Source organism: Anabaena sphaerica FACHB-251 (assembly GCF_014696825.1).
Taxonomy (GTDB): domain Bacteria; phylum Cyanobacteriota; class Cyanobacteriia; order Cyanobacteriales; family Nostocaceae; genus RDYJ01.
Map to the genome: position 1 here is coordinate 1 of NZ_JACJQU010000020.1, position 13,747 is coordinate 13,747.

Annotated in this window: 13 protein-coding genes; 9 read left to right on the forward strand and 4 right to left on the reverse strand. The window is 40.5% G+C overall.

Going from position 1 to position 13,747, the window contains the following annotated elements; translation table 11 throughout:
• Positions 1 to 175 precede the first annotated feature (175 nt).
• Positions 176 to 1,189 carry a type I glyceraldehyde-3-phosphate dehydrogenase gene (gene gap / locus H6G06_RS22705; protein WP_190564332.1) on the reverse strand — a complete coding sequence of 338 codons (1,014 nt, stop codon included), beginning with the start codon at positions 1,187 to 1,189 and terminating at the stop codon, positions 176 to 178.
• 275 nt (positions 1,190 to 1,464) lie between these two features.
• Positions 1,465 to 2,061, reverse strand: coding sequence for a hypothetical protein (locus tag H6G06_RS22710; RefSeq protein WP_190564333.1), 597 nt, complete (start codon positions 2,059 to 2,061; stop codon positions 1,465 to 1,467).
• A 164-nt stretch (positions 2,062 to 2,225) separates the two neighbouring features.
• On the opposite strand from H6G06_RS22710, the gene menB reads away from it, so the two are divergent.
• The gene (gene menB, locus H6G06_RS22715) at positions 2,226 to 3,059 is read left to right on the forward strand and encodes a 1,4-dihydroxy-2-naphthoyl-CoA synthase (RefSeq protein WP_190564334.1); all 834 of its coding nucleotides are present in this window, start codon (positions 2,226 to 2,228) and stop codon (positions 3,057 to 3,059) included.
• Positions 3,060 to 3,201: 142 nt separating this feature from the next.
• On the opposite strand, the gene H6G06_RS22720 is transcribed toward menB, so the two are convergent.
• Together H6G06_RS22720 and H6G06_RS22725 are read right to left on the reverse strand one after the other, a co-directional pair.
• Entirely contained in the window at positions 3,202 to 3,516 is a 315-nt protein-coding gene (locus H6G06_RS22720; RefSeq protein ID WP_190564335.1) for a hypothetical protein, read from the reverse strand.
• Between the two features lie 373 nt (positions 3,517 to 3,889).
• The gene (locus H6G06_RS22725) at positions 3,890 to 4,441 is read right to left on the reverse strand and encodes a DciA family protein (RefSeq protein WP_190564336.1); all 552 of its coding nucleotides are present in this window, start codon (positions 4,439 to 4,441) and stop codon (positions 3,890 to 3,892) included.
• Between the two features lie 96 nt (positions 4,442 to 4,537).
• Here H6G06_RS22725 and H6G06_RS22730 point away from each other — a divergent pair, with 96 nt between their 5' ends.
• The 8 genes from H6G06_RS22730 to H6G06_RS22765 all read left to right on the forward strand — a co-directional run bounded on the left by H6G06_RS22730 (position 4,538) and on the right by H6G06_RS22765 (position 13,730).
• Entirely contained in the window at positions 4,538 to 5,725 is a 1,188-nt protein-coding gene (locus H6G06_RS22730; RefSeq protein ID WP_190564337.1) for a hypothetical protein, read from the forward strand.
• 91 nt (positions 5,726 to 5,816) lie between these two features.
• Positions 5,817 to 6,551: a PspA/IM30 family protein gene (locus H6G06_RS22735; RefSeq protein ID WP_190564338.1), complete on the forward strand. Its 735-nt coding sequence runs from the start codon at positions 5,817 to 5,819 to the stop codon at positions 6,549 to 6,551.
• A 161-nt stretch (positions 6,552 to 6,712) separates the two neighbouring features.
• On the forward strand, positions 6,713 to 7,489 hold the full coding sequence (locus H6G06_RS22740; protein WP_190564339.1) for a PspA/IM30 family protein: 777 nt from the start codon (positions 6,713 to 6,715) through the stop codon (positions 7,487 to 7,489).
• 164 nt (positions 7,490 to 7,653) lie between these two features.
• Positions 7,654 to 7,989 (forward strand): thioredoxin family protein, encoded by a 336-nt coding sequence (locus H6G06_RS22745; protein WP_190564340.1) that lies wholly within the window; start codon positions 7,654 to 7,656, stop codon positions 7,987 to 7,989.
• A gap of 87 nt (positions 7,990 to 8,076) precedes the next feature.
• Positions 8,077 to 9,309 (forward strand): LL-diaminopimelate aminotransferase, encoded by a 1,233-nt coding sequence (locus H6G06_RS22750; protein WP_190564341.1) that lies wholly within the window; start codon positions 8,077 to 8,079, stop codon positions 9,307 to 9,309.
• Positions 9,310 to 9,679: 370 nt separating this feature from the next.
• Positions 9,680 to 10,591 carry an NF038130 family PEP-CTERM protein gene (locus H6G06_RS22755; protein ID WP_190564342.1) on the forward strand — a complete coding sequence of 304 codons (912 nt, stop codon included), beginning with the start codon at positions 9,680 to 9,682 and terminating at the stop codon, positions 10,589 to 10,591.
• A 175-nt stretch (positions 10,592 to 10,766) separates the two neighbouring features.
• Positions 10,767 to 12,644: an excinuclease ABC subunit UvrC gene (gene uvrC, locus H6G06_RS22760; RefSeq protein WP_190564343.1), complete on the forward strand. Its 1,878-nt coding sequence runs from the start codon at positions 10,767 to 10,769 to the stop codon at positions 12,642 to 12,644.
• Between the two features lie 906 nt (positions 12,645 to 13,550).
• A complete protein-coding gene (locus H6G06_RS22765; RefSeq protein WP_190564344.1) occupies positions 13,551 to 13,730 on the forward strand; it encodes a replication restart DNA helicase PriA in 180 nt (59 codons plus the stop codon).
• Positions 13,731 to 13,747 lie beyond the last annotated feature (17 nt).

Sequence of the window (13,747 nt, forward strand, 5' to 3'; positions counted from 1 at the left end):
CTGGGGACTGGGGAATAGATAGAAAATTATGCTCCCCTGCTCCCCTGCTCCCCTGCTCCCCTGCTCCCCTGCTCCTCTGCTCCTCTGCTCCCCTGCTCCTCTGCTCCTCTGCTCCCCTGCTCCTCTGCTCCCCTGCTCCTCTGCTCCTCTGCTCCCCTGCTCCCCTACCTGTTCCCTATTTCTGTGCCATTGACAACATCAAATCAATAACACGGTTGGAATAACCCCACTCGTTGTCATACCAAGAGACAACCTTAAAGAAATTGGAGTTTAATTCAATTCCTGCACCAGCGTCGAAAATGCTAGAGTGGGCATCACCTTGAAAATCAGTAGATACCACTTCTTGATCGGTGTAACCCAAAATGCCCGCTAACTCACCCTCAGCAGCTTTTTTCATTGCTGCACAAATTTCTTTGTAACTGGTAGCTTTGGCAGTTTTGAAAGTCAAGTCAACCACAGAGACATCAGGTGTAGGCACACGGAAAGCCATACCAGTTAACTTACCTTTCAACTCCGGTAACACCAAAGCCACAGCTTTAGCCGCACCTGTGGAAGAAGGAATAATATTTTGAGCCGCACCTCGTCCACCGCGCCAGTCTTTTTTACTTGGGCCATCTACCGTGGGTTGGGTAGCTGTCATCGCGTGAACTGTAGTCATCAACCCTTCGGTTAAACCAAAGTTGTCATTGATAACTTTAGCAATCGGGGCTAAACAATTTGTAGTGCAACTAGCATTGGAAACAATTAAATCCTTTGCTGGATCAAACAAGTGATGATTTACACCCATCACCATTGTTTTAACCTTGTCTGGTTCTTTGGTAGGTGCAGAAATCACAACTCGCTTTGCACCTGCTTTTAGATGATTTTCTGCCCCTGCATAGTCAGTGAAAAGTCCCGTAGATTCAACAACATAATCTACACCCAGTTTACCCCAAGGTAATTCCACCGGATTTCTTACCGACACACAAGGGATAAAATGACCATCAATCACCATGCCATCTTCTCTAGCTTCTACCTTACCTTTTAACCTACCGTGTGTAGAGTCGTACTTTAAAAGATAAGCAAGATTATCGGGTGGTACTAGGTCATTAATACCCACAAACTCTATGTTAGGGTTATTAATGCCTGCCCGCAGTACAAGTCTGCCGATACGACCAAATCCATTGATACCAACTTTCAACTTCGCCAAAATTTAACCTCCTGCTGTTTGTAGAGATGCAACCAAGGATAATTGGCCGGGTTAATTCTAATCTGACTTAGCTGATTCTTACAGTTACAAAAGACATAAAGCCGATTTAACTGGCATATTTTAAGGTTTTGTTATGACTCATTAGTCATTTATCATGAGTTAGGGCTTACCCAAAACATCTCTCAAGTTGTCATTTCTCCGTATCGCACTATTCGCTTCAATCTGGGAAACCCTTCTACAGCTAGGCTTCCCAGCCTACGCAATTTACTTAAATTTTATTTTACAGCATTAGTCAAAATTCCCATAATTTTAGGGACATCATTTAAAAAATACTCAGCTAAATCAACCTGCACCCGTTCACCCGATAACTTTAAAAATTTCCAAATTTCCCCAGTAGTCACTACACCATAAATTTCTGTAATTTCATTTTCTTCTCGTTCATTAAATAACTTAGCGGCATACATTTCCGCTATACATTGCCCTAAACCACCTTTAATATTTTCCTTCTTGGCTTCAACAATGAAAATTACAGGTGCGTTAATCAATAAAAACTCAGGAGAACGAGTAATAATAAAATCGCAATTTCCGCTTAAACCCTGACTAGGATCAATATTAAATTCTACACCAGAAAATAAACTAATCTCTTGAGATTTCTTTTTGGTTAACTCTAATAAAATTGGTGTAATAATCATCTCAGAACGAGATTTTTCTGTATTACTAGCCAAAGCAAAAGGAACATTATAAGCTAAAGTTTCCTGTAAATAATCACTAACTAGTAATGGTTCAACATCAGCAAAAATATTATCTCTCGCAAAAATATTGAGATGCAGGTTTTTTTTGACAGTTTCTAAAGTAAAATCACTGTAAGACATTTAAGACTCCTATTTGATTTTTACAGCTTCAGAATCAGATAATCATCACATATAGCAGAAGTCACCGAGTCAGGATAAAAATTAATTATTCCCAATTCCCAGTCCCCAATCCCCAGTCCCCAATCCCTGATAAAATTTTCAAGCACTACAGCCCTTTCATCCCTATGCTAACTGACTGGAAAACTGTTAAATCTTACGAAGATATTCTGTATCAAAAAATCGACGGTATCGCTAAAATCACCATCAACCGTCCCCATAAACGCAACGCATTCCGCCCGAAAACTGTCTTTGAGTTATATGAAGCTTTTTGTAATGCCCGTGAAGATACAAATATTGGTGTAGTGCTGTTTACGGGTGCAGGACCCCACACAGATGGTAAATATGCTTTTTGTTCGGGAGGTGATCAAAGTGTACGCGGACAAGCTGGATATGTTGATGATGCTGGTATACCTCGCTTGAATGTTTTAGACTTGCAACGTCTGATTCGTTCTATGCCCAAGGTAGTAATTGCCTTGGTAGCTGGTTACGCTATTGGTGGAGGTCATGTTTTACATTTAATTTGTGACCTAACTATAGCTGCGGATAACGCCATTTTTGGACAAACAGGCCCTAAAGTTGGCAGTTTTGACGGTGGTTTTGGCGCAAGTTACCTAGCGCGGATAGTCGGACAAAAAAAAGCGCGAGAAATTTGGTTTCTCTGTCGTCAATATAATGCCCAACAAGCTTTAGAAATGGGATTAGTTAATACGGTAGTTCCTGTGGAAGAACTGGAAGCCGAGGGGATAAAATGGGCGCAAGAAATATTAGAAAAAAGTCCTATTGCAATACGTTGTTTAAAGGCTGCATTTAACGCTGACTGTGATGGACAAGCAGGTTTACAAGAACTTGCTGGCAACGCCACCCTACTCTACTACATGACAGAAGAAGGTTCTGAAGGCAAACAAGCATTTCTAGAAAAACGTCCCCCGAATTTTCGGGACTTTCCCTGGTTGCCTTAACTATCCTCAAAAGCGCACCTTGACTAAAGGTGCGATGTTTGTCATATCTTCAAACTTACAGCACCAACAAATTTTAAAGGCAAATTTTATGTTTAGTGGTCTTAACGCGGAAAAAAAAACTTATTAAAGTAATAACAGGCAGTTAAATAACTAAGGCTTTGGTTTTTATCTCTGGTAATGAGGAGGCCGATATTTCTTCAACTGGCGTAAGTGTGAGATTATCTAAATCGGAATTTAAGGTAGCAGCAACAGGTAAAATTGGTTTTGCTACTGGTAAACTCCAAGCATCTTCTAAAGATTCCCATGAAGGTGCAAAGGCAGGGATCGCTAAAGAGCAAGCTTTCCAACCCGCTTGTACTGGTGCGCTCAACTGTTTACACATACCACCACGACGACCCTCTGGTTGGTAATGACGGCAGTATCTACAGGCAGATGTTACAGGGTTAATTGGTTTCATGAGCGTTCATCTTGAGTGCGATTTAGGGCTACTTATCACACTTATATTTTGCTTCTATGACAAAATAGGTATAAAAGCCAAAAAGTTATTATCTTATCAGGGTTCTAGCTATTTTTTATTAAAAAAATTTTTATGATGTCTTTATAATTCTGTTATATATGTAAATGATTCCTAGAGTAACTACATACTTGTTTTTGCCTAAAACGTATTGGGGATCAAGGTTAAGCATCTAGTTTTAGATTTACTCAATGTTTACAACTCATTCTTTACATACCCGAAGTTACTGTTTATGGTAACAAGTTACATGGGCAGAGAGCAGGGGAGCAGGGGAGAAAATTACAAATTACGTTGGCGTAGCCTGCCGGAGGCACTATTACGAATTACGAATTATGAAAGTTGCACAGGGAGAACAAACACCCCAGCGTTGGAGTTCACCGGGTGGGGAGGGAGATTGACACTGGGGACAAAGGGGCAAGTTGTGCGATCGCTTTTGTCTAGTTCTCACCCAATCTTCAAAAGCCGTTTTCGCATTCTCGGTAGTGGGTTTAACTTCAGAGTTAGATATATCCTCACCCAAGTAACTGGGGTGTTCTTGGGGTGAGAGAGTTGGTTGCTGGTTGTCTGGTAATGCTGTTTGCTTCCATTGGGCAGTGGAAAACCGAATATCTATCAAAGGCGTAGGTAGCTTTTGATTTAACTTTAAAAGTAGGGCTTTACGTCCAAAAGTCAAATTTTGCGCCCAAGCTGCACTAGAAGTTGCTACCCACAAAACATCACGCTGAATCGACAACGGGCGAGTTTGTGCGGACACCTTAGCCCCAACAACTTCTCCCCAACAGTTAAGCAGGCGTTGAAAAGGTTGTTCCTGCCTTATGGCTTCCAATTTGAGAATTCCTAAAATATCATTAACTGATTTAAATGACATCTTTTCCAATAAAGCAAAAATTTAGCTGGGATCTGGAACTTATAATACAAGGTAATAAAATTCATTCAGCAGTATCACGTTTAAGGCATTGTGGCAATGAGTCAAAATCCCATCATCGATTCTGGTACTCAGTCTTCTAAAATCTCTGGACTAAAGCCAGCACTAGCCACAGCACTAGGAAATTTGGAAGTGCAGCTAGATCAAGAGTTAACTCGATACCGACGCGCACGCAATGGAGTGAGGCAACAAAAAAAAGTTAGTGTACAAAGTTACATTCCTAATCCACCCCAAAAGTTACAGAGTATGACTGGGACATTGGGAAAAACTCAGCCAGCGGTGGCAGAAGTTAACATTAACTCCATTCCTCCAGAAAATCCAGCCTTAGAAATAGTAGAAAAACAGGAAGAAATAAATCCTTTGCAACTGTCTTCTGCCCAACAGTCTACCAAAACACAAACCCCACCACCACCCCCCAAGTCCATCAGTAGTATAGTAACCACAAAACCCAGGGCTGCTGAAACTAAAACTCTCGTCCCAGCAGATGAAATTCCCAAACACCCAGATGATTATTTAGAATCGAGTGAAGCACTGCTGCGAAGTCTCCAAGAAGAACAACCACAAACCAAGAAATCAGGTAATTCCAGCGACACTCTGCTGTCACCTTTGGGTATTGGTTCTATACTGCTGCTACTATTGGCGAGTCTGACTTTAGGCTATGTAGTATTTAATCCCCAAACTTTGCCACAGTTGGATTTAGGCAAATTATTTAACCGTAGTTCCTCAACAACTAAGGAAAATTCTGGAATCGCTGAGAGTAATCCTTCACCTATAGCCCAACCAGAAATCACGCCTATCCCCAAATATCCTAACTTAGCTGCTCGCGAGTTTCCACAGGTTAGAGATCCTAATGATGTGGTGGGTTTAAAACCTAAAGTCAAGCCAACCCCGACAGCTATTCCCAAACCCATAGCCATCGAAACACCAATAAATCCAGTAGTTCTGCCAACTTTACTTCCTAATGTTTCAACGATACCAAAGTCGCAGAAAACCTTACCAGGACTAAATGCAGAAATCAAACCATCAGCCGATGGGTACTATTATTTAGTGGCTGATAATCAAGGCGATGGTGTTTTAGCAGCGGCGCGGCAAGTTGTTCCTGATGCTTATTTATCAGAGGGACAAAAGTATATTTATCTTGGTGCGTTGAAGACTAAAGAGGAAGTAAATCAAAAGTTGCAGCAGCTACAGGCAAAAGGCATTAAAGCCCGTGTACGGCAACCATGATGGGTTAATTCATAATTCATAATTCATGATTCATAATTGAAAGAATCCCAAATTTGCTGGCTGGTAAAAAGTGAATGGAGCATAGCCTAGTATGGAAGTGATGAAGCGCATTCTGCGGGTGATTCGTGCTAACGTCAATGGTTTGGTGAACGGTGTCGAAGATCCAGAAAAAATTTTGGAGCAAACTTTTTTGGAGATGCAGTCAAATTTGGTGCAGTTGCGGCAGGGGGTTGCTTGTGCGATCGCTACCCAAAAACGTACTGAACGTCAAGCACTCGCTGCCGAGTCCCAAGCCCAGGAGTGGTATCGTCGCGCTCAACTGGCTCTGCAACAAGGTAACGAAGTCTTAGCACGGGAAGCTCTCACCAAACGTCAAGGGTATCAACAAACTGCTACAGCCCTGTTTGAGCAAATAGAGCAGCAAAAACAGGTGGTAGAGAAGCTAAAACAGGACATGGGTCGTTTGGAGCTAAAAACCGCTGAGGTGAAGACCAAAAAAGATATGTACATTGCTCGCGCTCGTTCTGCTGAGGCATCCTCTAAACTTCAGGAAATGCTGGGGGGAATTTCTCCTACATCCAGTCTGGGCGCATTAGAACGAATGGAAGATAAAGTATTACAGATAGAAGCTCAATCAGCAGCCATTAGTCAACTGGGTGGTGACAATCTGGAAACAAGATTTGCTAAGTTGAATTCTATTAATGATATGGATGCTGAACTAGCAGCAATGAAAACCCAAATGTTAGATCAGGTAAATAACACCCCGCCACAGAATACACTCTCAGAACGGCAAGTACCCACAAAGCCTAAAACTCCAGAGTGTTAAATGTGATGAGTTAAGGTAGCTCAATTATAGAGTGATGATTCAGAATGGAGAGAGGATACCATTCCAGACTGAGAAGATTAAATTGAAATAGGTAGCTCTTAAACAGTAAAAAAGCTCACTGTCTAACCAAGCGCGTAAACCAAGAAAGGAAAAACAAAGTTATGGGATTATTTGATCGCATTAAAAGAGTAGTTGGTGCTAATGTTAACGATTTGATCAACAAAGCTGAAGATCCAGAAAAAATGCTGGAACAAGCCATCCTGGAGATGCAGGAAGACTTGGTACAGCTACGTCAGGGGGTGGCTCAAGCGATCGCCGCCCAGAAACGCACTGAGAAACAGTACAATGATGCTGTAAATGAAGTTAATAAATGGCAACGTAACGCCCAACTAGCTCTGCAAAAGGGTGATGAAAACCTGGCACGTCAAGCATTGGAGCGCAAGAAAAGTTTTACAGATACCTCTACAGCCCTGAAAATTAGCCTGGATCAGCAAAATGTTCAGGTAGATGGCATCAAGAAGAATTTAATCCAGCTAGAGAGCAAAATTTCTGAAGCCAAAACCAAGAAAGAAATGCTCAAAGCGCGGATTACTGCGGCTAAAGCCCAAGAGCAAATTGGATCAATGGCGCGTGGTATGAATACCAGTAGTGCAATGGCTGCTTTTGAGCGGATGGAAGAAAAGGTATTGATGCAAGAAGCCCGCGCTCAGTCTACCGCAGAATTAGTAGGTGCAGATTTGGAAAGCCAATTTGCCCAATTGGAATCTGGCAGCGATGTAGATGATGAATTGGCAGCTTTGAAAGCAAGTATGCTACCACCTGCAACTCCTGCCAATCAACCGCAATTACTCCCAGAACAACAAACCACTACTGCTAAACCTGCTGAACCTGTAGATTCTGACTTGGAAGCTCTCAAAAGACAATTAGATCAAATGTAACTTTTGCAGACAACATACTTGAGAGAATCCCACACCTCTTGGTAGTGGGATTTTGCTTCATTAGTCAGTTGTCAGTTGTACCTATTCCCTGAGAACTGACCCTCAAATTAAGATAGAGTAATCTCTGTGTCAACTTGGAACGATGCCACCTAATGGAGACTTTAATGAGTAAGGGTGTAATCACTATCACTGATGCTGATTTTGAAACTGAAGTTTTAAAAGCCGAGCAGCCTGTATTAGTTTACTTTTGGGCTTCCTGGTGTGGTCCTTGTCAATTGATGTCGCCAATGATTAATCTAGCTGCTAGTAAATACAGCGATCGCCTGAAAATTGTCAAAATGGAAATTGACCCTAACCCCCTAACTGTAAAGCAGTATCAGGTGGAAGGTGTCCCCGCACTGAGGTTAATTAAAAAAAACCAACTTTTAGAATCAACTGAGGGAGTTATCAGCAAAGATAAATTACTCAGCCTCTTGGATCAGCATTTAAATAGTAATTAGTCGATGGTCACTTGTAGGGGTTTAGCATTGCTAAACCCGTACTATCAGACTGATAACTGATGACCAATGACTAATGACCAATGACTAATGACTAAAATGCAATTTGCAAAGCGTTTACAACCCCTACAATCTAATGTATTTGCTGATATGGACCGGGCTAAGGCTGTGGCTGTAGCTGCGGGACGAGAATTAATTGATTTGTCTCTGGGGTCTTCTGATTTACCAGCAGAGAATCATGTGATTGATGCGATCGCTAAATCTCTCTATGACCCCAGCACTCACGGTTATTTGCTGTTTCGCGGAACTCAAACATTTCGTCAAGCTGCGGCTCAATGGTATGAGCAAAAATTCGGTATTAAAGTTGACCCCGAAACTGAAGTTTTACCTCTGATTGGTTCTCAAGAAGGAACGGCTCATTTACCGTTAGCAATTCTCAATCCTGGTGATTTTGCCTTATTATTAGACCCTGGTTATCCTTCTCATGTCGGAGGAGTTTATTTAGCTAGTGGGCAAATTTACACAATGCCCTTAAAGGCAGAAAATAATTTTTTACCAGTGTTGACTGATATTCCCGCTTCAGTTTTAGCTCAGTCACGGATGATGGTGTTAAGCTATCCCCATAATCCTACCAGTGCGATCGCTCCTTTATGCTTTTTCCAAGAAGCTGTAGCTTTTTGTCAAAAGCACAACATTGTTTTAGTCCATGATTTCCCTTACGTGGATTTAGTTTTTACCGAGGAAGAAACTTTTAATCCAAAATCCTTGGTTCCCTCAATTTTGCAAGCTGACCCAGAAAAAAGCGTTTCTATTGAATTTTTCACCCTGTCCAAGTCTTACAATATGGGTGGTTTCCGCATTGGTTATGCCATCGGTAATGCCCGATTAATTCAAGCTTTAAGGCAGGTAAAAGCAGCGGTTGACTTTAATCAGTATTTGGGAATTTTGAACGGGGCGATCGCGGCACTGACAGGAAATCAAGATGGTGTAAAAGTCGCTGTTGATACCTTCCGCCAACGTCGTGACGCTTTCATTAATGCCCTACATCGCATTGGTTGGAACGTCCCCACACCGGAAGCGACAATGTATATTTGGGCAAAATTGCCTGAGCCATGGTGTAATAATTCTATTAAATTCTGTACGGAGCTAGTTAAACAAACTGGTGTTGCTGCTTCCCCTGGTGCTGGTTTTGGTCAAGCTGGTGAAGGTTATGTGCGTTTTGCTTTGGTGCAAGAACCAGATGTGTTAGAAACTGCGGTAGAGAGAATTGCTGAGTTTATTAATTACAGCAGAATTCAGGAGTCAGGAGTCAGGAGTCAGTAGAGACGTTCCGGCGGAAAGTCTGTAAAGGAGTAAAAGTATGAGTGTGCCATAGCTTTGTGATATCAAATTAAATTTTTGACCTCATGTACCTGCAATATGCTGTAAATAATTAATTGTTAACTAGGGCTTGTATTGCCTACGTAATTAGACGTAGGCAATTACGCCATAATCCCTTATTTTTCTATTCAAAAAACACAGTAACTTTATGTAAATATCGCCTCTATACTTGTATAGTATATTTATGTGTTGAATTACTAAACAGGGAATAGCGGTCTGGCTTTCCCGTAACCCTATCACCAAACGACCAATATATATATTTGGTTAACTCGGCTAAAACATAGAAACAGTATTAAACTCGACTCTAAAAAAAATGAAAAACACTTTTGGGAAGATTGTAATCGGTGCTTCAATGGCTATTAGTTTAGGTGCAGTTGCAGCTAACCCAGCACAAGCAGGAACCCTCACTGGTGCAACTATCGGTGGAACAGCCGCAAATGATTATTTAGTTTATGGATCGGATGGTACTAACACATTTGTTGTACCTAATACTCTGGGAAATGTTGCAGCATCTTTAACTGGTGATGCTGGAAGCCCTACTGGTAACATTGAGTTAAGAGGCAGCACTGAAGCGGCAAGTTTTAACGCTATCGAGTTCGGCAAAAACACAACATTGTCAGGACAAATCGGTGGTAAAGATATTACCTTGAGCAGTTTAACATTTGCAGACTGGTTTAGCACTGCACCAAATATCACAAGTACAGCCTATGGCGCAAATAACCTGGCTAATAGATGGTTTAATGAATTTATCACCAGGGCTGGATATGGATTATCTGTTGGTACTACCCAAGCAGCAGGAATGTACCTTCAATTTCGGGGATTGGGAGGATTTGAACGTACTAGCGACCCTAATATCTCCTACGTTAACCAAGATGACACGACTGGCTTGATTAAAATAGGTTTAGCAGGTCACTTTGATTTGAAAGCCGCTTACTCTCAGTCTGGCTCACCATTTGCTCCATTTGCAAGCTTTCTACCTAATGGATTCCAAGCCAGTGAAGTTGTCAAATACACCTATAATGGAGTTACTGACTATCTCTACGGTTTCACGGCTACCAATTCCGGTTTAAATTCTAACGATACTACTAACTCCCACAATGGTAATTACGAAGTTACCATTCAAGGTGATCATCAAACAGTCCCCGAACCTTCTGTAATGCTGGGTTTATTTGGTGTTGCTGGTATTGTAACTGCACAACGCAAGCTGAAAAAAGTTTCTGCGTAAGACTGAAATTTCAATATTTTCAATGAAAAAATAGTCGGTTAAAACCGACTTTAGCTATAAGACAGGGAATTAATTCCCTGTCTTACCTTGACGTTCTCAATTCCGTCAGCCAATTTCCCCAAAATATTTCTTAAAATAAAGAAGGGTATTTTTGTAAAATTACCTAACTTTAGCCGTGACACTATCTTCGTCAACACTACCACTAGTTAAAAATCCAGACAAACTAGAAACCCGTTTAACAGAAATTCCTGCTGAACCGGGGGTTTATTTAATGAGAGATGGGAGCGATCGCATTATCTATATAGGTAAATCCCGCAAATTGCGATCGCGTGTCCGTTCCTATTTCCGTGATGACCGCAATAAAACGGAACGCATCAACACGATGGTTAAGTTGGTGACAGAGATTGAATTTATCGTCACTGATACGGAAGCAGAAGCATTAGCACTAGAAGCAAATTTAATCAAACAGCATCAACCATATTTTAATGTCTTACTCAAGGATGATAAAAAATATCCCTATCTCTGCATTACTTGGTCAGAAGCATATCCGCGCATTTTTATTACCCGTAAACGTCAGTTAGGTAAAGAAAAAGATAAATTTTACGGACCCTATACAGATGCGGGTTTATTGCGGGAAATTCTGCACCTATGTAAACGCATATTTCCCCAGAGACAAAGACCACAACCTTTATTTAAAGACCGTCCTTGCTTAAATTATGACATTGGTCGCTGTCCGGGTGTATGTCAAAAATTGGTTTCTCCTGAAGAATACCGTCAAATTGTGCAGAAGGTAGCGATGGTATTTCAAGGAAGAACTCAGGAACTAATTGATATTTTGACAGCACAAATGCAAGCTGCGTCTGAAGAATTGAATTTTGAAACAGCAGCAAAAATCCGTGATCAAATTGTTGGATTAAAATCTTTAACTGCACAGCAAAAAGTATCTTTACCTGATGATACTGTATCACGAGATGCCATTGCTTTAGCCGCAGATGATCAACACGCCTATATTCAATTATTTCAAATTCGTGCAGGTCAGTTAGTAGGAAGATTGGCTTTTGTTGCTAATTCTCACGCTGAACCTGGAGCTATTCTACAACGAGTGTTAGAGGAACATTATCAAACTGCGGAAAGTGTAGAAATTCCCACAGAGATTTTAGTACAGCATGAGTTACCAGATGGAGAAATTTTAGCAGATATTTTGACACAACACAAAGGTAGAAAAGTAACAATTATTGCGCCTCAACGCCAAACTAAGGCAGAATTAATAGAAATGGTGGAACGTAACGCCCAATTTGAGTTACAAAGAATGCAAAAATTGGGTGCAAGTAATCAACTTTCTCTAGAAGATTTAGCTGCTATTCTCGATTTACCAGACTTACCGAACCGCATTGAAGGTTATGATATTTCTCACATTCAAGGTAGTAATGCGGTAGCTTCTCAGGTGGTATTTATTGATGGTTTACCAGCGAAACAATATTACCGTCACTACAAAATCAAAAATCCCCATGTTACTATCGGACACTCTGATGATTTTGCCAGTTTAGCAGAAGTTATTCAAAGACGATTTAGAAAATATATTGAAGATCCAAAATTAGCAAGATTGGGAAATTCAGACTGGCCTGATTTAATTATGATTGATGGTGGTAAAGGTCAGTTATCTGCCGTTGTTAGTATTTTGCAAGAAATGAATTTGTTAGCAGACTTGCGGGTTGTAAGTTTAGCGAAAAAACGGGAAGAAATCTTTTTACCTGGAGAGTCTTTACCTTTAGAAACCAACGCAGAACAACCAGGAGTACAGTTATTGCGAAGGTTGCGGGATGAAGCACACAGGTTTGCTGTGAGTTTTCATCGTCAACAAAGAAGTGATAAATTAAAGCGATCGCGTTTAGATGAAATTCCCGGTTTAGGACACCATCGGCAAAAGTTACTATTAGCTCATTTTCGTTCAGTTGATTATATCCGTCAAGCTACACTACAACAATTAACTGAGGTTGCGGGAATTGGACCTAGATTAGCACAAGAAATTTATGATTATTTCCATCCGGGTTGAGGAATATGGTTTTATATAAGTAAGTCGGCGGGAAAAAACCGTAGACGCGTAGCGGCTTCTCGAAGAGTAGTATGTAACAAAAAGTAAATTCACCAAAACCCTCTTCCCCGTTCCCCGTTCCCTGTTCCCTTGTCATAACGACAATTTTTAACGCCCACTTACTTACACTTTATAGCTTATTTTCGTTCAGTTGATTATAAGCTGTTGTGCAGCTAGACCACAATAATTAACTGAAGTTACGGGAATTTGTTCACGGTTAGCGCAGGAGATTTATAATTATTTTTATCCTGATTTAAATGATAAGAAATAATGGGCAATTAATAATCACGAATGTCTATTACTAATTACCCATTTCTCATTACCCATTACTAATCACTAGATTAGCAAAGGTAGCTGAGGGCTGTAATATCTCATATTGGAAGTTTTGCTTAAATTATGTGCAAGTATGTGCAAGAAATCAGGAATCATGAGTCAGGGTGTCTCATCTCACAATGAAAAATCCACAGCAGTGCTGTATCAATTCTATCTTTATGAGATAATGAACCTCAAAGAAACATTAATAAAATATAAAAAAATTGTTTTTGTGACTTAAACTACAGTTTTTCTCCGTTTGTAACGATTGAATACAAATATAACTTATTTTTAAAGATGAGGATAAACAGGCTTATCTCAAAGATTACACTACAGGGATCACCACGAATAGAGACAAAAGTCACAGCTAAAGTAAATTTATATATCTAAAGCGTGACGACTAAAAATATTAACACTAAGATAATGAGTGAGAATTACAAACTTTTTTTCATTCTTAAACTTTGTTAAAAAAAATAGCCCATCATCAGGCTAAAAATATTGACAGGCTAGAGTTACACAGTTTTCCAAAAAATTATTTAATCCAGGGATTTTAAAATGCAAGTCTTACAAAAAATTCACTGCCCAAATTGCGGCAGTGCAGCTGAACGTCACTACATTGCTGATAGTCAAGTTACAAGAACACAATGCCCTACTTGTGATTATCTGATGATTACCTGTACTCGCACTGGTAAAGTAATTGAGGCTTATGCACCAGGCATTTATGCTAGAAAGTAGATGACAGGTGACAGGTA